The 18,326-nt window shown below is 68.7% G+C and carries 19 protein-coding genes and 2 pseudogenes; 9 read left to right on the forward strand and 12 right to left on the reverse strand.

From position 1 onward, the window contains the following. Positions 1-174: 174 nt before the first annotated feature. From ACZ67T_RS35750 to ACZ67T_RS35770, 5 genes are read right to left on the reverse strand one after another with little or no spacing between them, the layout of a single operon-like run. Entirely contained in the window at positions 175-1,545 is a 1,371-nt protein-coding gene (locus tag ACZ67T_RS35750; RefSeq protein WP_469989787.1) for a sensor histidine kinase, read from the reverse strand. After that, positions 1,542-2,204 carry a response regulator transcription factor gene (locus ACZ67T_RS35755; RefSeq protein WP_469989789.1) on the reverse strand — a complete coding sequence of 221 codons (663 nt, stop codon included), beginning with the start codon at positions 2,202-2,204 and terminating at the stop codon, positions 1,542-1,544. The genes ACZ67T_RS35750 and ACZ67T_RS35755 overlap by 4 nt, the downstream gene beginning before the upstream one ends. Beyond that, positions 2,158-2,889: a phosphatase PAP2 family protein gene (locus tag ACZ67T_RS35760; RefSeq protein ID WP_469989791.1), complete on the reverse strand. Its 732-nt coding sequence runs from the start codon at positions 2,887-2,889 to the stop codon at positions 2,158-2,160. The genes ACZ67T_RS35755 and ACZ67T_RS35760 overlap by 47 nt, the downstream gene beginning before the upstream one ends. Further along, positions 2,886-3,494: a phosphatase PAP2 family protein gene (locus tag ACZ67T_RS35765; protein ID WP_469989793.1), complete on the reverse strand. Its 609-nt coding sequence runs from the start codon at positions 3,492-3,494 to the stop codon at positions 2,886-2,888. Before ACZ67T_RS35765 ends, ACZ67T_RS35760 begins: the two co-directional genes overlap by 4 nt. Then, positions 3,494-4,159 carry a DedA family protein gene (locus tag ACZ67T_RS35770; RefSeq protein WP_469989795.1) on the reverse strand — a complete coding sequence of 222 codons (666 nt, stop codon included), beginning with the start codon at positions 4,157-4,159 and terminating at the stop codon, positions 3,494-3,496. Before ACZ67T_RS35770 ends, ACZ67T_RS35765 begins: the two co-directional genes overlap by 1 nt. 121 nt (positions 4,160-4,280) lie before the next feature. Here ACZ67T_RS35770 and ACZ67T_RS35775 point away from each other — a divergent pair, with 121 nt between their 5' ends. Continuing rightward, positions 4,281-4,649 carry a BlaI/MecI/CopY family transcriptional regulator gene (locus ACZ67T_RS35775; protein ID WP_469989797.1) on the forward strand — a complete coding sequence of 123 codons (369 nt, stop codon included), beginning with the start codon at positions 4,281-4,283 and terminating at the stop codon, positions 4,647-4,649. Further along, positions 4,646-5,578 carry a M48 family metalloprotease gene (locus ACZ67T_RS35780; RefSeq protein ID WP_469989798.1) on the forward strand — a complete coding sequence of 311 codons (933 nt, stop codon included), beginning with the start codon at positions 4,646-4,648 and terminating at the stop codon, positions 5,576-5,578. The genes ACZ67T_RS35775 and ACZ67T_RS35780 overlap by 4 nt, the downstream gene beginning before the upstream one ends. Positions 5,579-6,102: 524 nt before the next feature. Here ACZ67T_RS35780 and ACZ67T_RS35785 read toward each other — a convergent pair. Further along, positions 6,103-6,687, reverse strand: coding sequence for a DinB family protein (locus ACZ67T_RS35785; protein ID WP_469989800.1), 585 nt, complete (start codon positions 6,685-6,687; stop codon positions 6,103-6,105). A gap of 5 nt (positions 6,688-6,692) precedes the next feature. On the opposite strand from ACZ67T_RS35785, the gene ACZ67T_RS35790 reads away from it, so the two are divergent. From ACZ67T_RS35790 to ACZ67T_RS35810, 5 genes and pseudogenes are all read left to right on the forward strand, one after another. Continuing rightward, the gene (locus ACZ67T_RS35790) at positions 6,693-6,821 is read left to right on the forward strand and encodes a hypothetical protein (RefSeq protein ID WP_469989802.1); all 129 of its coding nucleotides are present in this window, start codon (positions 6,693-6,695) and stop codon (positions 6,819-6,821) included. A gap of 1,168 nt (positions 6,822-7,989) precedes the next feature. After that, entirely contained in the window at positions 7,990-8,163 is a 174-nt protein-coding gene (locus ACZ67T_RS35795) for a hypothetical protein (RefSeq protein WP_469989804.1), read from the forward strand. 499 nt (positions 8,164-8,662) lie between these two features. Beyond that, positions 8,663-9,817 carry an FUSC family protein gene (locus ACZ67T_RS35800; protein WP_469989805.1) on the forward strand — a complete coding sequence of 385 codons (1,155 nt, stop codon included), beginning with the start codon at positions 8,663-8,665 and terminating at the stop codon, positions 9,815-9,817. 1,031 nt (positions 9,818-10,848) lie between these two features. Then, positions 10,849-11,121 carry a hypothetical protein gene (locus ACZ67T_RS35805; RefSeq protein ID WP_469989807.1) on the forward strand — a complete coding sequence of 91 codons (273 nt, stop codon included), beginning with the start codon at positions 10,849-10,851 and terminating at the stop codon, positions 11,119-11,121. A gap of 100 nt (positions 11,122-11,221) precedes the next feature. Further along, a pseudogene (locus ACZ67T_RS35810) lies at positions 11,222-11,781 on the forward strand (transposase family protein); the annotation flags it as partial. A gap of 142 nt (positions 11,782-11,923) precedes the next feature. On the opposite strand, the gene ACZ67T_RS35815 reads toward ACZ67T_RS35810, so the two are convergent. The 5 genes from ACZ67T_RS35815 to ACZ67T_RS35835 form a co-directional block, all read right to left on the reverse strand. Next, the gene (locus ACZ67T_RS35815; protein ID WP_469989938.1) at positions 11,924-12,328 is read right to left on the reverse strand and encodes a hypothetical protein; all 405 of its coding nucleotides are present in this window, start codon (positions 12,326-12,328) and stop codon (positions 11,924-11,926) included. A 143-nt stretch (positions 12,329-12,471) separates the two neighbouring features. Beyond that, positions 12,472-12,849, reverse strand: coding sequence for a fic family toxin-antitoxin system, toxin component (locus tag ACZ67T_RS35820; RefSeq protein WP_469989809.1), 378 nt, complete (start codon positions 12,847-12,849; stop codon positions 12,472-12,474). After that, positions 12,849-13,091, reverse strand: a complete 243-nt coding sequence (locus tag ACZ67T_RS35825; RefSeq protein WP_469989811.1) for a hypothetical protein — start codon at positions 13,089-13,091, stop codon at positions 12,849-12,851. The genes ACZ67T_RS35820 and ACZ67T_RS35825 overlap by 1 nt, the downstream gene beginning before the upstream one ends. Positions 13,092-13,502: 411 nt before the next feature. Next, positions 13,503-14,237, reverse strand: a complete 735-nt coding sequence (locus ACZ67T_RS35830) for a dienelactone hydrolase family protein (protein ID WP_469989813.1) — start codon at positions 14,235-14,237, stop codon at positions 13,503-13,505. Between the two features lie 654 nt (positions 14,238-14,891). Next, positions 14,892-15,599, reverse strand: a complete 708-nt coding sequence (locus tag ACZ67T_RS35835; RefSeq protein WP_469989815.1) for a GNAT family N-acetyltransferase — start codon at positions 15,597-15,599, stop codon at positions 14,892-14,894. 524 nt (positions 15,600-16,123) lie between these two features. On the opposite strand from ACZ67T_RS35835, the gene ACZ67T_RS35840 reads away from it, so the two are divergent. Continuing rightward, positions 16,124-16,450 (forward strand): hypothetical protein, encoded by a 327-nt coding sequence (locus ACZ67T_RS35840; protein WP_469989817.1) that lies wholly within the window; start codon positions 16,124-16,126, stop codon positions 16,448-16,450. Positions 16,451-16,509: 59 nt separating this feature from the next. Here the strand turns inward: ACZ67T_RS35840 and ACZ67T_RS35845 are convergent, their stop codons facing one another. Then, positions 16,510-17,427: an NADP-dependent oxidoreductase gene (locus ACZ67T_RS35845; RefSeq protein WP_469989819.1), complete on the reverse strand. Its 918-nt coding sequence runs from the start codon at positions 17,425-17,427 to the stop codon at positions 16,510-16,512. A gap of 504 nt (positions 17,428-17,931) precedes the next feature. On the opposite strand from ACZ67T_RS35845, the pseudogene ACZ67T_RS35850 reads away from it, so the two are divergent. Continuing rightward, positions 17,932-18,184: pseudogene (locus ACZ67T_RS35850) on the forward strand (ATP-binding protein); the annotation flags it as partial. Between the last annotated feature and the right edge of the window lie 142 nt (positions 18,185-18,326).

The raw sequence follows: 18,326 nt of genomic DNA on the forward strand, positions 1-18,326 counted from the left end.
CTCCATCCGTGTCCTGCCCCGCTCCGACAGCACTTCCTGGCAGCGGCACGCCATGCTGCACAACTCGGCTCGCCGCTGTCTTCTGCAGCGGTCGTCTTGCGTCCGGAGTCCTCACCGCTGTCAGCGTGGTGACCCATACCCGGGCGCAGGAGCACGGGAGCGCTGCCGGCCTGGTCACTCGGCCGGCAGGCTGACGGTGAATCTGGCTCCGGGCGAGTGGCCGGGATCGTGGGCCACTTCGCCGCCGACGGCGCGGGCCAGGCGTCGCGCGAGCGGGAGTCCCAGGCCCGCGCCGTCGTGCCCGTCGCCGAAGTCGGCGCGACGGCCGGGCTGGAACAGGTCGCTGACGAACTCCTGCGGTACCCCGGGCCCGTCGTCGTCGACGTCGATCGTTACGGCTCCGGGGACTTGCCGCGTGGACACGGTCACGTGGGAGTGGGCGTAGCGGGTGGCGTTGGCGAGCAGGGGACTGAGGATGCGTTCGAGGAGGGCGGGTGCGATTCCCGCCTGTGGCTGCAGAGTTGGTGTCTGCAGTGTGGTCTTGACCTGATCCGGTGTGTCGAGGTTCTGGAGAAGGCGGTCGATGACGGGGACGACGTCGGTGGTTCCGGGGACCGTGGCCGGGTTGAGCGCGTTCTCGCGGGCATCGTTCAGGACCGTGTCGCAGATGGTCCGCATGGACTGTGTGGCCTCGGCGATGACCTCGAGGGTGGCACGGGTATCGGCGTGCGTGCGGGGGCGTGATCGCCACCAGTCGAGTTCCATGACGATCCGGGTGAGCGGCGTGCGCAGTTCGTGGGACAACTCGCCTGTCAGCTGCTGCTCGTGGCGCAGCACGGTGCGGATCCGGTTCAGGAGTGCGTCGAGTGAGGCACCGAGGCGGGCGAGTTCAGCGGGGCGGTTCTTCGTGTCGAACCGCTCCTCGGAAGTCACTGCGCTCCACTGGGTGGCCTGGTCGGTCATCGTTCGCACCGGGCGCAGGGCCCGGCCCACGGACAGGCGGGTGAGGATGTAGGTGCAGCCGAGCATCACGGCGTCCAGGACGAGCGATCCCAGCAGCAGGGTGTCCGCCGAGTTGCGGTACGGAGCCAGGTCCAGGGCGGTGACGACGGTGGCGGTGCTCCGGCGGTCGGTGAGGGGGAGCGAGCACAGCCGGACCGCGTCGACGGTGGTGCAGGCAGGCCCGTCCCTTCTCGCCAGCCGGTCGGTGGCCCGGGTGAGCGGGCTGTGGGTCGCGGCGGAGGGCGGCTTCTCGAGCAGGCGGGTTCCGTCGTAGATCCATACATTCGCATCCAGCAGGCGGTCGTTGGCGGTCTCCAGGACGCGTACGCGGGGCCCGCTGGTGTCGACGGTCGTGGCCACCGCTGCCGCCCGGTCGCGCAGTTCGTGGTCCGCCTGCCGTTGCAGGTGCTCGTCCATCACTGCGTTGAACACCACGGTCAGGGCCGTCATCAGCAGGGCGGCGGTGGCCAGCGCCGCGAGGGAGAGGCGGCCGCGCAGGGTGCGCGGGGCGAGGTGGCGCAGGGCGCGCCGGGCACGGTTCACGACAGGCGGTGTCCGATCCCGCGCGCCGTGCCGATCGTCAGGCCGCTGCCCGCCTCGCGCAGCTTGCGGCGCAGCCGGCTCAGGTACTGATCCAGGGTGTTGTCGCTGACCTGTGCGCCTTCGGGCCAGCCGGCCCGGACCAGGTCGCGGCGGCGCACGTGGTTCCCGTCCGCAGCTATGAGCAGGGCAAGGAGTCGGAACTCCGTGGGCGACAGCGGGACGCGGACGCCGTGCACGGTGACGTGGTGACCGACCGCGTCAAGGCTCAGGTCGCCGGTCGTGGCCGGGGAGCACGGGCCGGCGCGTTTGAGTATGGCGCGCAGCCGGGCGGCGAGTTCGGCGAGGTGGAACGGCTTGGGGAGGTAGTCGTCCCCGCCGGCGGAGAACCCGGACAGGCGGTCGGTGAGCTGGTGGCGGGCGGTCAGGAAAATGACCGGGGCGAGGAACCCGTTGGCGCGCAGGGCCTGACACACGTCCCGGCCGTCCGCGTCGGGCAGGCCGACGTCCAGGACCAGTGCGGCGATGTCAGAGGTGGCCAGCCGGAGGGCTGTGGCTCCGTCGGCGGCGGGCACCGGGTCGAAGTCCTCGTCCCTCAGGCCGCGGCGCAGGACGTCACGCAGGGCGTGATCGTCCTCCACGACCAGGATCTTGGGGCGCATGGTTCTCCATCGGCGTTGGGGCCGGATCTGTCGTGTCGGTGAAAAGGCGGTGGGGCAGCAGGCGGGCGGCCAGGTACAGGAACGTCCCCAGCCAGCCGAGGGCGAACAGCCAGCCGCCCAGGACATCGGTGAACCAGTGCACACCGAGGAAGATCCGGGTCAGTCCGACCGTCACACCCCAGCAGCCCACGGCGACCCTCAGCGCTGTGCCCCCGCGCGGGCGGCGCACCGTGAGCGCGGCTATCAGCAGGCCGGCCGTCAGCAAGGCCGTGGTGGAGTGTCCGGAGGGAAAGGAGTAGCCGCTCGCATGCGTCGTCCAGTCGCTGTGCGGTGGGCGCGCACGGTGGACGATCTCCATCACGGCGTACCGCACCACCTGTCCCAGGCCGAGGCAGGCCAGAGCGAGGGCGACGCCGAGCAGGCGAAGCCGCACGGTGCGCCCCGCCGTGACACCGGCCAGCACGGCGAGCATGTACGGGGCCACGCCGGTGCCTGAGTCCGTTACGCCCCGGGCCACTTCCACGGCCGCATCCGGACGGTGACCGACCGACCAGGTGAGGAAACCGGCGTCCACCCACAGCGGAGAACCGGCTCGGCCGGCCACGGCCGCGGCCAGGACGCCGAACGCCGCCCATGCGCCCAGCGCGACAGGGCCGAGCAGAGCGGCTGCGCCCTTGCGGGTCATGACGCCGACAACAGGGGACGTAGCGAAGTCACCGCTGTCATGCGCCGGGCCAGCGCCGAGGACCGGCGCCCCACCACGAGCATTGAGCCGAGCGCGAGGAGCCCGCCCACCATCAGCCCGGCCAGGACGTCGTGCGGATAGTGCACGCCGACCCAGACCCGCGAGGCCGCCATGGCAGCCGCCACCAGACACGCCAGTGCGCCCAGGCGCCGCGAGACGAACAGCAGCGCCACGGCGACGGCCGCGGCGATCGCCGCGTGGTTACTGGGAAACGACCAGTCACCGGGCGCCGGACACGCCTCCAGGGTCCGCACACGCAGGCTCTGGCACGGCCGGTCCTCGCGCACCAGCAGCTTCAGCACGGCATCTACGCCGTACGCCAGGACCGCGACCACCGGGACGGCGAGTGCCGTCACCGCGGCCGCGGCACCCGCGTGCCGGGCCCGCCACCAGCCCAGGATCATGAGCAGAGCGAACACTCCCAGCCCGTAGGCCGACCACACCGTCACCGCGCCGTCCAGCCAGCCCGGCGCGCGCTGCGCGAGATCCGCTACGTGCCGGTAGGCGGAGCCGTCGATGGACGCCCCGTCGAACGCGGGCATCATCAGCGGACCTCCTTCGCCTGGTCACGCCTGCGGCCGCGGTACAGCTCGGCGGCGAGCGGCAGCAGGGACACCGCCACGATCACAGCGACCAGGGGCAGCAGATAGCGGTCCACGTTCGGGACCGAGGAGCCCAGCGCGTATCCCGCCAGGGTCAGGCCGACGCTCCACACCAGGCCGCCGGCCACCTGCCACACGGTGAACACCCTCACCGGTACCCTCAGCGTCCCCGCCAGCGGATTGAGCACGGTCCGCACCACCGGCACGAACCTCGCCAGAACGATCGCCTTCGCGTGCCCGTAGCGCGCGAGCAGTTCCTCGGCTCTCCTGGCGCCGTCGTGCAGCCGCGCCGAGCGGCTGCGGGCCAGAAGGGGACCGCCCGCCCGGCGCCCGATCAGATAGCCGCACTGAGCGCCGGCCACCGCGCCGAACGCCGCCGCAGCCAGCAGCGGCCCCAGGGACAGCCGGATGCCGTGCTGCCCGTCCCCCGTGCACAGCAGCCCGGCGGTGAACAGCAGAGAGTCGCCCGGCAGGAAGAACCCGATCAGCAGACCCGTCTCGGCGAACATCACCGCGCCGACCCCCAGCACGCCGAAAGCGGCCAGCAGCGACTGGGCGTCGAGCGGGTTCACCGCGAGCTGCGACGATAGAACGACGGGTGTGGTCATCGGCATGAGTCCCTTCCCTGCGGACAACGCGATGCACGGGGGCATGCACAGCACCTGACTGTCTACAAGCCTGTAGACGGTCTACACTACTGTAGACGACGCGAGGGTGAGGATCGTGCCCATGAGCACCGAGAACGACGACCGTCGGCCGGCAGGTGAGCTGGAGGCCGCGGTCATGGCCGCGCTGTGGGCCGCGGATACCGCGCTCACTCCGGTCGAGGTCCAGGCGGAACTCGCCTCCGGGCTGGCCCGGACCACGGTGACCACGATCCTGTCCCGCCTCTACGACAAGGGGACGCTCGAACGGGAGCGCCGGGGCCGCGGCTACGCCTACCGCCCCATACAGGACCCGCCGGGCCTGACCGCCCTGCGCATGCACGGCGAGCTCGACCGTGACAGGGACCGTGAGGCCGTCCTCGCCCGCTTCGTCGCCCAGCTCGGCCCGGACGACGAGCAGGTCCTGCGCCGACTGCTGGAAGAGGGCCCATGACACTCGCCGTGCTGATGATCCCCCTGCTTCTGCCCTGCGTGGCACCGCTGCTGGCACGCCGGATCCTGGGCCGCTGCTCGCCCGTGGTCGCCCTGTGGACGCTCACCGCCTCGGCACTCCTCCTCGCGTCCGGCACCGTCGCGGCGCTCGGCACCCTGGCCCTGACCGGACTGTTCAAGATCCCGGCCCTCGCCACCCTGGGCGAGCTGGTGCACCCGCTGCCCACGCCCGCCGGACGACTGGTCCTGCCCCTGGCGGCCCTCGCCGCCGGGCTGCTCGTGCTCGCCGCGCTCGCCCTCGGCCGTTCGCTCGTACGACATGCCGCGGGCCTGCGCAACGCCCGGTCCCAAGCCGACCGCCGGCCCCCCGCGGGCGACCTGAGCGTCGTAGAGTCCCCGCACCCCGACGCGTACGCCCTGCCCGGCCGCCCGCACCGCATCGTCGTCACCACCGCCATGCTGCGCAGCCTCGACGCCCGAGAACGCGAGGCACTCTTCGCACACGAGCGCGCACACAACAACGGTGGCCACCACTACTTCCTGGCCACGGCGGAAATCGCCGCCCACTGCCATCCCGCCCTGCGCCCGGTTCGCGAGACCATCCGTCTGGCCGCCGAGCGCGCCGCCGACGAAGCTGCCGCCACCGCCGTCGGCGACCGCCGCCTGACCGCGCGCGCCATCGCCCGCGCAGCCCTGGCCACGCACACGACCAACGCCCCACGACCCGTGATGACACCGGCAGCCACCACCAGCCCGGTGCCACAGCGTGTGGCCGCCCTCCTGTCCCCCACCGCGCGCCCCACGCGCGCAACGTCCTGGATCGCCGCACTGCTCGCCGTGTGCGCACTGTTTTCCTGCACCACCGCGGCGGCAGGCGTCCTGCATATCCACCAGGAGATCGAAATCGCCCAGGGCGAGGCCGCCCACTAACGAATCGCCACAACTCGTCACTTCGAGACCCGCTCAGCGTGAGCGCGATCCAGCGACAGAGACATGGACGCGCGCGAACTCGCTCCTCAGCTGTAGTCCTTCATCGAGGCCGGCTGCTGCAGTTCTTCGTCGAGGCCGGCGTGCAGGAAGGCAGCCATCGGTCCACCACGCTCTGCGTGAGCTCATGCTGAGAACGGCAGCCACTCGCGGTCTGGACCCTGACCGGATCTCCTGCACCGAGACCCTGCGCTCTGCCCGGCGCAGCGTGACCGTCACGCCGGGCAGCTTTTCCCCTTGACCTCATGGTCAGAGCGCTGGTGATGCTCGAACAGGACCTCATGGAACGGCTCCTGCCCATCAGCCGCGTCCGCAGCCAGCCCCGCGCGGTGAAACGCAAGATGTCCAACTACCACCTCAAGCGACCTGAACACCGTTCCTGCCCGCAGCCGACCCGCACCGGACCTCCAGCAGTCCTCACATCACAAGACCCCAACCCGCAAGCCTGTAACGCAACGGCATTGGGTCTAAGCCTTGATTGGTGCGGCCGATCTGGCGGCCTGCTCGATCTTCGCGCAGTGGGCTGCACGGGCTTCCTCGTCGATCTGCTTCTCATGTTCGGCGCGCAACCCGGTCCGGCCGTCGAGGCCCTCGCGCAGAATATCGGCGTGCCCTGCATGCCGTATGGACTCGCCGAGGACATGGATCATGACGGCGAACAGGTTCGTGTCGGCATGAGGCTCCGGCCACCAGGGCACGTGGCCGGGGCCGTCGAGGGGAAGCTCGTTGATCGTCGCGTCCGAGTGTTCCCACGTGCGCCGGTAGAACCCGATGATCTGACCGCGGGTCTCGTCCTCGGTCGCCCACAGATCGCTGCCATTGGCGTCCTGCCACCGGGGCAGCGGTTCCGGGGAAGGACGGTCGAAGACCTCGCCGAAGTACCTGGCCTCGACGGTGGCCACGTGTTTGACCAGGCCGAGGAGGTTGGTCCCGGTCGCTGTCAAAGGTCGGCGGGCGTCGTATTCGGACAAACCGTCGAGTTTCCAGAGCAGCGCCTTGCGGTCTCGCCGCAGTCTTCCGTGCAGGTTGTCTTTCGCGAATTCATCGATCATGCGGCATGAGCCTGCCATGGGCTGCTCGTGGCCTCAAGATCCTGTACATGCTCCGCAACGACCGGCGGAGCCGAGGCCTGGCCATGGCCGCCGCCGTGACCTGCTACAAGAAGCTCGCGAAACTTGCCACGTGAGACAACCTCTATGGCTTCACCAAGTCCGGGGCACCTGTGCGCCGGATCATGTCCACGACTTGCACCACCTGCTCCGCGTGGACATACAGACGTACAGGCCCCGCAGAGGAATCACACTCGATTACCCACGCGCCGGTCGGGAGCCACCAATGCTCGTCGAACGTCGAATCGCGTGAGCGGACGTAGCGCAGATCTGCCGGGAGTTCGCGCAGCCCCGTCCGAGACCTGCGAGGTTCCCATCGGAACTCGTGCCCGGCTCGCACCCGGCCACGGCTGTATCGGCGTCCCTGGTCCGGGCGGTTGGCCCCAACCTCGAAGAAGACGGCTTCCCCCGCCGCGGCCCGAGCACGTGTCCGCCGGGCTCGCCGCGTTGCGATTATTGCGCGATGAACGGACTCAGGAAGGCCATGACCCCCGTAATCATGCGCGCAGTAAACCAGGTGGCCAACTGATCGCCAAGGGATCAGGCACCGCTTTGATCTGCCACTTGACCTGCCACTTGATCTGCCCCACCACCTCCAGCTCCCATCCTGTTCGCCACGATGTGCCCGCGGCCGGAAACGACGCCCCGCCATCCCAGTTCCGGCCGGTCCCCCGTCGGAGACATCGTCTGTGACGGTGGGCCGCCGGCTCGGTCTGTAACCGGGCAGGTCAGTGCGCAGTCCCGGGCCGCGGGCCGCCCCGCGCGAGTCTTAGCGCTTCGGGCGAAGCGGCGCCGGCTGTGCGGGCGTCAGGTGGCGGTCAGCCAGGTCCTGGTCCTGGTGTTGGCCACCGGAATCTCCGCACGCACGGTTTGTGAGCCGGATGTCAGCGCAGCAGCCTCTTGGGAACGAGAGCGCGGCGCACGAGGGTGCCGAACATGCTCGTCTGAAGCCGTCGGGCGGTCACGTGCTCTCCCCGGAAGTCGTGGACACGACACCGCCGTCGTTTCTCATCGAGACCCGTGAGCCAGGCAATCACCAACCGCGTCCGAAGGCGGTCGCCAAACGCTGTTCCTGGAGAACAGCGAAGCCACAAAGCCGTACCTGCGAGCGGGTGGAGCTCTCCGGGGACCGTCTGGACGCGCTGGATTCCATCGCCCCGGGCCGGCGCCCGGCCTGGAACACCGCGTAGCAACGCTGCTGCCGCCGGGCCAAGAACCACATCGACGCCGACGGCGCGTTGCCGAGTGAGCTGCGTCCTGGTCTCGCAGGGCCAAGACCTCGACGCAGGGGTGCTGGCACAGCGGCTGGGATGGGACAAGCTCCGCAAGGCACAGCAGTGGCTGCTTGAGAGCGTCCTCAGGATCGAGGAGGCCGGGGAAGACGAGTGGCCGGTACAGCGGACTCAGGACGACAAGTAAACGCTCGGCCTGACCGCCGCACGCCGCTTCCACACCCGCGAAGGACACCTGAACATACTTGGAAATCAAACCGAGTTGGTGCCCGCGGGAGGGTGCGGACGCGGCTCGATCGGCATGGGGAGCGAGGGGGACGGTGTGCCCGTCGCACTCGGCATGTGGATCGCCAACACACGACGGCGAGCCGCGAAGCTCACCCACGACGACGAACGGACTTGGACGCACTCGGCATGCGCTGGTGAATACGTAGAGGAGGCTTCGGGCCTGGCGAGGCAGGCCGCTGATGCGAGCGGGCCGCATCGTCCCGCCGCGCGGAGGGGCTTTGGATCTGGGTTGCATGACCCCCGCCCGGACCCATCCTCTCGGTGCTCCCCGTCCCTTTCGCGATGCGCCGCGAGGCACCTGCCCCCAACCCCAGCCGTCGGCCAGCAGTAATGGGCCACGGGTGACCGTGGCCGATGTCACGAGATCAAAACGGACATATGATGCCATCATCGAGGTCATGCAAGATTCAACCATCCGGCTGGGCCGCACTCCGGTGTCGGCAGCAGGGCCGCTACGTCGCCTCGTCGGCCGACTCCACACCAAGCGGGCCAGCCATGTGGTGCACGGCGCCAAAACCCTCATCGCGGCAATGCTCACCTGGGGCATCGTGGCCCCCTGGTCCCCCGAGGAGCGGCCCTACCTGGCGGTCGCCACGGCTCTGCTCATGGTCAACGCGTCCACCGTGTACCAGTCCGTGACCAAGGCGGCACAAAACGTGGTGGCCAGAGTCGCCGGGCTGATCCTCGCCCTCGCGACGGCCCGGCTGCTGGGACCGACCGCGGGCGCCGTCGCGGTCATCGCGGTGATCGCGGTCATCGCGGGCCCTCGCCGCACCGCTGACGACCGTCTCCAGGTCGCCTCCACCGCAGTCATCGCGCTGGCCGCCACCGCAACCGATCCCATGGGCAGTCTCATATCCTCCGCGCTGCAGACGCTCACAGGCGCGGCGGTGGGCATCGCGGTCAACGCCCTGGTCCTGCCACCGCTCTACCTGAACGAGTCCGATTCCGCCGTACGCGACCTCGCCCGCTCTATAGGAACACTGCTGCACGACATGGGCACCGGCCTCTCCGGGCGACAGCTCACCCCTGAGGCCCACACCTGGCTCCACCAGGCGCGCAGCCTGGACAAACGCCTCACTCGTGCAGAGGAACAGGTACGGCAGGCCGACGAGAGCCTGCGGTGGAACACACGCTGCGTCGCGCACACGCGACGCAAGGAGACGACCTTCGACGACACATTCAGGGTCTTGCGCGGCGTGTCGATCCAGGTGCGCGGAATCGCACGGACCCTCGCCGACAACGCGCACGACAACCACGCCGACCACCACCTGGGACACCAGTTCCTCGACCAGTACGCCGAAACCCTCCAACTGGCGGGAGCAGCCGTCCAGGCATTCGCCGAACCCGGCCCGGCAACGGGCTCACCGGACGCATCTCCCCGCGAACGCTTGCGCACAGCGATCGACGGCACACTGTCCTGGCACGACACCATGACCGACAGCATCGCCCGCGGAACCCTCACCAAGCCCGGCGCCTGGCACGTCTACGGCTCACTCATGACCGACGCGGAAAGGCTGCTCGCCGACCTCGACCGCACGGACACGCACTGACCCACGGCGCAGGCTGCCGACGCCTGGTATCCGGCCAGCGGGACAAGCGCGACCCTGAAGGCGGCACAGTTGAAGGCCCGTTCAAGCGCGGGAAGCAAGTACTGACTCCAACCCGTCGGGCGAGGAGGATCTTCAAACCACCGCAATCTCGTCCCAGTGCCGTAAGGGCTGCAGGCCCCGGCGCATCCGCGCCTTGTCCGCGATGACGTAGGCGTCTTTGGCGGCGGTCTTGCCGTGCCTCGCAAGCTGCGGAAGGAGCCGGGGCTACCGGAACGCTCTGGCGACCGAAGGCTACTGGCGCGCCCGTGACGTGCCCGAGCAGGCAGATGGGGCCCTGAACCTCATCCAGCCGCAGACCGTCACGCAGACCTGCATCGCCCTCAGGAGCCGCCAGGAATCAAGGCGTCGCCTCCGATCGCGATCGTCGTTGATCCGGTATGGCGACTCAGAGGTGATGCGCGGTCAACCGGCAGCACGATCGGTGGCCTTGTGTTGTTGCTGTCCTTGAGTGAGCGGCATCGTCGGCCGGAGCCGGCGACCGGGGCGGGGCCGCTCGGGCACAGCGGCGCACAAACCGTTGCCTGCGTCGCCAGGGTGAGCGCGTACACCGGCCGGGCGGGAGACACAGACTCGCCGAGGAACGGATCCCCGGTCGCCCGTCCCGGCGGTCACCGCCGGTCAGCCGCTAATGGGGCAGGGCATCAGCTTCAGGCCCGGCCAAGACCCTGACAGGTCAGCAGCACCCGGCTCCGCCACGCCAACGAGCAGATCACGCAGCACCAAGCCGGCGGCGAGCAGCCGTCAACACCGACGTGAAGAAGAAGTAGCCGCTCCGCCAACTGCCCGGTCCCAGGCAACCGATTCGGGCTACCGGAAAGTCCGACGCAACGACTTTTCGGGACATGGCGCACCTCACTCCTCAAGTAGTTCATCATTCAACCACCTCCCTGTACTGTCGTCAGTGCCTGATTGAAGACGAGCCCTCGCGGCCTGCTGTGCAGGTCATTGGGTATGCAAGGAGGAAAAAGATCATGGTTTTCACAATTGCGCAACGTGCTGCTGTCGGGGCCGCTTCCGTGACGTTCGCAGCGGCGGGACTCCTCGCGACGGCTGGTTCCGCCTCGGCGGCGGCCGACCCGACCAACGACCGGACAGCCATCGCTTCCCACCACGTGCAGCTCCTCGACACCCCTCACGACGGCCGAAGCCGTGACGCGGGACGGGACAGCAACGACGACGACCGTCGCCGCTGGGTCAGCGACCAGATCGCATGGATCCTGGACCACAGCGGACCTCGCCACTGAGTCCGGGAGAACGAGGGGCCGTCATACCGCTGAGACGGCTACCGCAGGTTCCCAGCAACACCACGGATGCAGGCTTCGAAAACACGTGGCCGTAGACGCCTCCGCTAGCACTGCAACGGGCTTTGGCGTGGCTCTCCAAGGACTGCCGACCGAGCTCGAACGGGCCGATGCCTTCCACGTCATAGCTGCCACCCGCCACGAAACCGTCGTCACGCTGGGCCATCGACCATCCCGGCCACGACCTGTTTCCCGGGCCGCCCCCGGCAGAAACGGGACGCCGTCCCTGCGGCAACGGCACCCACGGGCCGCGTGTCCTCGACTGGGAGAGAGTGGAGGTCCGCCCGACTGGCACCGCGAAGTCCGCCGCCATGCAGCGATCGCCCGCAGCAGCACCAGCCAGCCCCAGGCCATCTCCTACTACACCGCCTGCTGCCCATCAGCCACCACACCCGACGACCCGATCCGCGTCGCCGGCAGCCGGTGGAGCGTCGAGAATGTTTCCAGACCACGAAACAGGACTACGGCTTGGACACCTACCAGGGCCTCTGCTACCCGGGCCGGCACCGCCACATCACCCCCGCCATGACGGCCCACGCCTGCCTCACCGCCCCGCAGGACCTCGCTCTCGATGCCGGGAAAGCAGAAACGGATCCTCCCACGCTGACCGTGGCCGTCGGCACTTCGCGCAAACCGCCAGGTCGACGTCCGCGACTGCGGACCGATGGCCGTTGGCCAGGCCGAGTCCGGGCGGCAGCAGGGCTGGCTCCTCCTGGATCCGCATCCCCGTCATCAGCGCCAGCTCCTACATCGAGCGGTTGTGGTGAGGCCGCCACCCCCGGAAAGCCAAGTCCAGGTCGCCGCCCGGCTGCAGGCCGCCGAACCCGACGTCCCGGAAGAACCGGTACTGGTCAAGCTCCATGTGCCGGACCCACGGGCCCCGCCTCACCCCGCTGCCCAGGGACTCTCCGCGTCCCGTCTCCCGCCAGGGCCGCCCGCTCACGTAACCGACCTGGGCCAGGTAGTCGTAGAGCCCGCCGATAGCGGCTGCATCCCGATCCCAGGTGGCCTCGCCACCCGCCTCCTCGGCATCCTCCCGCCGCCACCGCCGGAACTCCAGGACGTCGTTCTCGGTCGGCAGCCGCGAGTCCAGGTCCCGCACTGTAAGGAAGTTGAGCAGTATCAGGACGGTGTAGGCGTACGCCCGCATAGCCTTGGAGGGAGTTTGATCAATGTTCTGATTTCTCTGCCCGAGGGCGCCTCGGTCTGCGCCCGGGCCTGTCCGTGCATGCTCCGGGCCCGCCCGCCGCGAACGGTCCTGCTCCGGGCGAAGGGGCGCCGGATAGGCGGGCGTCAGGTTGCGGTGGGCCAGGTCCGGAGCAACGCGGCGATCTTCCCGGCGGTGCAGGCAGGGTCGAGGAGCAGGTCCTTGAGGGCGATGGCGTCTTCACGGGCGGGCTTGGCGGGAACGCCGGCCGCGTCGAGATACATGACGCCGGTGGCGGCGGCGACGGCCAGATTGGAGCGCTCCAGCCAGCGGCACCGGCCCAGACTGTGCACCAGGGCGGCGGCTTTGGCGTAGGGGCCATCGTAGACGGGCTGTTCGAACAGCTCCGCGCGGTGACGCGCTACCGCCGAAACGGGAACACCGTAATCATCGGGGGCCGGATCGTCGGCACCGGCGGCCTCGGTGACCTGCAGGATCCAGGGAACGTCGATATGCAGTTCCATCAGGCCGCGTGCGCTCCCCGAGCTGCCTGCTGGGCCTCTTCGGCCTCGTCGAAGACCCCTTGGTGCTCGGCCAGGAAGCGGGCGGCCGCGTCCACCGCACGGGCACGCAGGCCGCTGGCATCGTCCTGCACCAGCCGGGCGAGGTAGTCGCCCACACTCAGTCCGAGGTCCGCGGCGCGCTTCCTCGCGAGTTCCGCGACTTCCCCATCCACCCGCGCACCCAGCTGCTGTTTCTTCGCCATATCTCGATGGTAACAGTTGTTACCACACAATGGGGAGCCAGCCGCAGGACCGGTGGCCCCTGCCGTCAAGTCCTCCAGCCCCCGTCGCAGCACTGATCACTGGCGGGACCCTTGCCCTTTCCTCGGTAGGTGCAGCGGCGACTACCGCTGAGTCGAGATCAGCCGGCCGTCAAAACGGATCACCCGCCCGCTCCGCCCTACCTGATCGCGTGAACGGCCAAGTACGCGACAGAGAAAGGCTGGTCGATCCGGTCGAACAGTGCGTCAAACGTCGTGAAGCGATGCCGGATCGGCGGCGCTAATACGTCCAGGAAGAGCAGTGAGGGCGGGCTCAGCCCGCCCTCACGCCGACTTCGAAAGCCCCTTGGGCCCGGAGCTGTCTACTTCAGGCTTGGTTTCCGGGCCGGATCCTCAGTGCTTGGCCAGGGTGTGGTCGAGGAGGGGCAGTAGGCGGTCCCAGTGGCGCTGCAGCGCCACTGGGTTGAAGGCGTCGGTGTCGGACATGGTGAAGCCGTGAGTGGTGCCGGCGTAGATCTCGGAGGTGTAGCCGATGCCAGCAGCGTCCAGGGCCTGGTTGAGGTCGCCGAGGGCCTCGGGTGTCATGTCGCCTTCGGCGTGGCCGAAGTGGACCTGAGCGGTTAGCTTGGCGAGGCTGTCGGGCCCGTCGGCGCCCACGGGGCCATGGAAGGCGGCGACGGCGGCCACCTGGCCTGGGTGGGCCGCGCCGGTGCGCACCGCCAGGAGGCCTCCTATGCAGTAGCCGGTCACCGCGACCGGTCCGGCGACGACCTCGGGCTGCGCGGCGAGGAACCTGAGGTAGGCATCGGCGTCGCTCAGGACACGTTCGGCGGTGTGCGCCTCGATCAAGGGCATCAGCTGGGCGAAGATCGCGGGCCGGACCTCTTCTCCGATGTGCTCGGGAAGTTCGATCACCGGTGCCGGGCCGTGCCGGTAGAAGAGGTTGGGGACGAGCACGTAGTACCCGTGCCCGGCCAGTTCACGAGCCATCTCCTGCAGCACGGGCCGGATACCGAAGCCGTCGGCGTACATCAGCACCCCCGGGTGCCGTTCACCACCGTCAGGGAAGGCCGCGAAAGCGTCCGACTGGCCGTCCGCGGTGGGAATCTGCAGCGTCTTGGTGGGCATGAATTCTCCTGTCGTGGTTGATGTGTCGAACCTGTGGTCAACACGACGGAGGCGGAGCCCGCGCAGCAGCGCAAGATCCTCGATCGAACAGCGGGCCCTCACCGACCCGTACGGCGCTCAGAAGAGCACCGGGTCACCAATCCGTGTGTGGCGCAATGCCGTCCCGGTAGTCATCGCCTCGCAGCGTAGCCCACCGGACGAGAGTCGCCGCCAGCACCCGGGAGATCCCGGGCTCTGTTCGAGACACCGGCACACCCCGACAACCTTGATTCCACGGCCCATCCGTGCACTTGCTGGGCGGGCTCACTGTTGGTTCATACGGTCCGCTGCCCTCTCCCCGTTGCGCTGCGTTGTGCGGGAGCCGGGGCGGTTACGTTGACGAGGCAAGGGCCAGGTCTGGCTCGCCTACGAAGGAGTAGTGGACTGCTGGCTCGCCCGCCAGAACCCAGCCCTCGGCATCAGGTGTAGACCCGTCCCGCACAAGAGTTGTTGTGGTGCCCGACGGCAGCATCGGCATGGGTACCGCCGGGCGTTGTCCAGCGTGCCACGAGGCACTGACATTGCTACTCGGGCTCCGGTGGCCGTGACCCTGGCGCTGACTGACGCCCTGCTGTGTTGTCGGCGGTCTCAACGTATCCGCGCCCGCCCTCTGACCTAACGTGCGGTCCAAATCCAGCCCAGTGGGGTGAGGCTGAGAGTGCGGGCGACGGATTGGGAGGCGTGGTTGTCTGCGGTCGTGCTGTAGAAGAGCACGGTCTTGTTGCGGTACTCACGCTGGTACCAAGCGGCTACGACGGTCGATGCGAGACGCTTGCCGCGGAAGTCGGGGCGGGTCCAGATCCCTGCCTCCGCGGCGGTGGCGTTCGACGCGGGTGTGAAGCAGATCGACACCGGCTCCCGGTCGTGGACGGCCATGGCCCACTCCCCCATGCGCCCGTTGATCAGTTCGTTCCACTCGTCGAACTGCCAGTTGTCAGGCCGGATCAGGTGTTGAGCGGTGCGCTGACCGTCGACGCTGGAGGAGATGACGGGCAGCGGGGCTGGGCCTGGGACGGCGAGACGGTCCGGGAAGACGAAACACGGGCCGCCTTCCACAGACGCCGTCCGATCGTCGACGGATGCGACCAGACAGCGCAGTGCGTCGGGTAGCTGGCCGGGTCTGTACTCCTGCTCCATGCCGTCGATGGAGCTGGGGAGCGCGAGTCCGGGCGCGAGTGCCAGGACACGTGCGTGGGGGGACCATGCCCACACCGCGAGCAGGGATGGATCACTCAGGACTGCTTGAGGGGTGTCCGGGGCCGGTGCGAGGCCGTAGTTCGCGTCAATCTCCAGGGCTAGCAGGCGTCCTTCGTCCCAGGTCATGGCGAGAGGCTAGCTTCGCTGGAGGGCCTGGACCAAAGAGATTTAGCGCGCGGCCCTGGTGTGATCATGCGCGCTGTCGAGACGCTGATGATCAACCAAGGCCGTGAGAGCGAGTCAGCTGCACGACACCGCCCACGTGAGTCCCTGACTGAGCTGTCCCGGTTCCGGCCCGACTTCTATGGCTGCTTACCCGCTCGGGGTGACGCGCTGTTTGAGCTGACCGACGCGATGTTGTGCGGCGATGGGCGAGTGAAGACCCTGGTAGGGCTGTCTGGCCCCGGGACACAGGCGTGCGCACGGTGCTCTCCATGCGGGCCTGAATCAGGGCTGGAGGAGCACCGTCTGCGGCAGGTGACAACGTTCTTACCTGCGCCCCAACTACCGCGCTCAGTCACACCAGATGTGACTGAGCGCGATAGTTGGGGCCGAGCGTCGGTCAGCCCGGTGAGAGGTCGTAGGTGGCCCACACGTCCGCGCGGTGCCCTGGCTCGTAGACGGCCGGGAGCCCCGTTTGTCCTGGCCGAATGATGGCTGAGAGAGGCTTCAGCGTCGGCGACGTGCTGTCGCTCGCTTGCGCCTGCACGGCGGCCAGAGTCGAGCGGGGTGTCACATTGGATCACCTGTCGGTGCAATGGCCCTGGTGGGAAGTCGATGCCAACACCGATTTCGCGCACTGGAACGGGATCATCACCCTCGGTGTCGGCAGCAGGGACTTGGGTTCCGGCCTCAGGCATACCAACGTGGTCGAACACCAGAACTTCAGGGGAAGCGCGATGCCGGATGACGTATGCGGCGACACGGATTCTGGGTCGGGGCATCCCGGCAGTGTCAGTCATCGGCGCCTTTCATAGTAGCCAGGGGCGTATCGGCTCCAGGTTCCGCCGGCTTCGGTGACCAGCCGTGTGGCGTCCTACGGGCGTACTCTGATGACTGTCTTCCCGTTGCGTCGCGTGGTCGGGTTAAGGGCACCAACGGCGTCATCCAAGCTCGCGACGTCACCGATGTTTGTCCGCAGCCGTCCGTCCCGCACCCGCTGCACGATCTCAACCAGTCCGGCACGATCGGCCTCGACAACGAAGTCCACCGCCAGACCGTCAGCGGGTCGCGCCTCAACCGGGCCGACGATGGACACCAGCGTTCCTCCAGCCTTGATCAGGGCAGCGGACCGCTTCTGAACGTCGCCACCGATGACATCGAAGACCAGATGGACGCCGCCGATGTCCTTCAGCGCGTCACTCTCGAGGTCGACGAACTCATGCGCGCCGAAGTCGAGTGCCTTCTCGCGGTCGGCGGCGCGTCCGGTGCCGATGACGTAGGCGCCGGCCTCACGTGCGAGCTGGGTCACCATCGTCCCTACTGCCCCGGCCGCGCCATGGGCAAGGACGGTCTGGCCAGCCTGAAGGCGGCCGTGCTGGAACAGCCCCTGCCACGCGGTCAGACCGGAGATGGGCAGGGACGCGCCCACCGTGAAGTCGACGTCGCCGGGCAGCGGTGCGAGGTTGCGTGCTTCGATCGCCACGTACTCCGCCAGGGTGCCGTCACGGTGCCAGTCGGCGAGGCCGAACACCCGCTGACCGACCGACAGGCCCGTCGTGCCGTAGCCGAGGGCGGTGACCACTCCGGCCAGCTCGTGGCCGGGGATCGACGGCGTCTTGTCACGGCCGGCGCGATCGGTCCAGGTCGATGGCCACTCCATCTCGGTCGGGACGAAGCCCGATGCATGAATCTGAACGATGACGTCATTGATCGATGCGGGCGGGTCAGGCCGCTCCGTCAGCGTCATCCCCGCCGTTCCCGCGGCCTGGTCGGTTACCACGATGGCTTTCATTGAGATGGTCCTCTTCCTCGTATGTGTTGTGCGTTTTGGTTTCCGGGTGGGTGTCTAGACGAAGGTGAACAGCTGGTCAGCGTCGAGTCCAGCTCCGACACCCGCGTCCCCGGCGACACGGTCAGCAGGGAATCGAGAACCGCCCGCTGACCGGGGCTCAGCACTCCGTAGAGGCTGTCCCACAGCCGCTGGTCGCCGCCTCCCGCACCGACGCGATCACCACCGCTCTGTACGCAGGCTGTCGGCGGGGCCGTAGGGGGTACGTAGTCCACTAGCAGCTGCCTCTCGCCGCCCTGGCAGCGGCAGGCTTCCGGGGAAAGTCGGGTACCCAGGTGTTGCCGACGACAACGCCCTCGACGCCGGTTGGCCCGTTGCGGCGGGCGCCAGCGCGGCTCAGGCCACCGCGCACCGGTGGCCCGATCGCCGCAGTCGGTGGCCCGGTCGCCGCAATCTGGCCCCGTAGAGTTCCCCGTCGCTGTGTCCTGGCCGAGGCCGTGCCGACGCTGCCCCGCGGCAAGGTCTGGTACCGGCAAGTCCCACATACTCATCGCGCTGGGCATCGAGGCCGGGATGAAGGACTACCGCGTCCTGCACCCTCGCCACGAAGCTGGTCAACGAGCGGGTCGAGGCTGCAGACGAGAAGCAGCTGAACAAGACGATCGCTCGCTACGGACGCGTGGACCTGCTCTGCGTCGACGAACTCGGATACATGGAACTCGACCGCCACAGTGCCGAACTCCTCTTCCAGGTCCTGACGTCCTGACCGAACGCGAGGAGAAGAACAGCGACCACCCCGAGGCCCTTGGGCCCGCGCTTCGTCGAAGGCGGCGCCGGCCTCGAGCGCCACGATCGCGACGCTGTGCGCGAGCATGCCGTGCAGTTCCCTGGCGATGCACAGC

The sequence above is a fragment of the Streptomyces sp. NPDC107517 genome, assembly GCF_055582645.1.

Bases quoted from the DNA above. Each gene is read 5' to 3' on its own strand.
- ACZ67T_RS35815 (WP_469989938.1), bottom strand. From the start codon at position 12,328: ATGCGGGCGTACGCCTACACCGTCCTGATACTGCTCAACTTCCTTACA.
- ACZ67T_RS35835 (WP_469989815.1), bottom strand. From the start codon at position 15,599: ATGACCTGGGACGAAGGACGCCTGCTAGCCCTGGAGATTGACGCGAAC.
- ACZ67T_RS35845 (WP_469989819.1), bottom strand. From the start codon at position 17,427: ATGAAAGCCATCGTGGTAACCGACCAGGCCGCGGGAACGGCGGGGATG.
- ACZ67T_RS35775 (WP_469989797.1), top strand. From the start codon at position 4,281: ATGAGCACCGAGAACGACGACCGTCGGCCGGCAGGTGAGCTGGAGGCC.
- ACZ67T_RS35830 (WP_469989813.1), bottom strand. From the start codon at position 14,237: ATGCCCACCAAGACGCTGCAGATTCCCACCGCGGACGGCCAGTCGGAC.
- ACZ67T_RS35800 (WP_469989805.1), top strand. From the start codon at position 8,663: ATGCAAGATTCAACCATCCGGCTGGGCCGCACTCCGGTGTCGGCAGCA.
- ACZ67T_RS35770 (WP_469989795.1), bottom strand. From the start codon at position 4,159: ATGACCACACCCGTCGTTCTATCGTCGCAGCTCGCGGTGAACCCGCTC.
- ACZ67T_RS35790 (WP_469989802.1), top strand. From the start codon at position 6,693: ATGAGCCTGCCATGGGCTGCTCGTGGCCTCAAGATCCTGTACATGCTC.
- ACZ67T_RS35755 (WP_469989789.1), bottom strand. From the start codon at position 2,204: ATGCGCCCCAAGATCCTGGTCGTGGAGGACGATCACGCCCTGCGTGAC.
- ACZ67T_RS35820 (WP_469989809.1), bottom strand. From the start codon at position 12,849: ATGGAACTGCATATCGACGTTCCCTGGATCCTGCAGGTCACCGAGGCC.
- ACZ67T_RS35765 (WP_469989793.1), bottom strand. From the start codon at position 3,494: ATGATGCCCGCGTTCGACGGGGCGTCCATCGACGGCTCCGCCTACCGG.
- ACZ67T_RS35825 (WP_469989811.1), bottom strand. From the start codon at position 13,091: ATGGCGAAGAAACAGCAGCTGGGTGCGCGGGTGGATGGGGAAGTCGCG.
- ACZ67T_RS35785 (WP_469989800.1), bottom strand. From the start codon at position 6,687: ATGATCGATGAATTCGCGAAAGACAACCTGCACGGAAGACTGCGGCGA.
- ACZ67T_RS35780 (WP_469989798.1), top strand. From the start codon at position 4,646: ATGACACTCGCCGTGCTGATGATCCCCCTGCTTCTGCCCTGCGTGGCA.
- ACZ67T_RS35840 (WP_469989817.1), top strand. From the start codon at position 16,124: ATGATGGCTGAGAGAGGCTTCAGCGTCGGCGACGTGCTGTCGCTCGCT.
- ACZ67T_RS35805 (WP_469989807.1), top strand. From the start codon at position 10,849: ATGGTTTTCACAATTGCGCAACGTGCTGCTGTCGGGGCCGCTTCCGTG.
- ACZ67T_RS35760 (WP_469989791.1), bottom strand. From the start codon at position 2,889: ATGACCCGCAAGGGCGCAGCCGCTCTGCTCGGCCCTGTCGCGCTGGGC.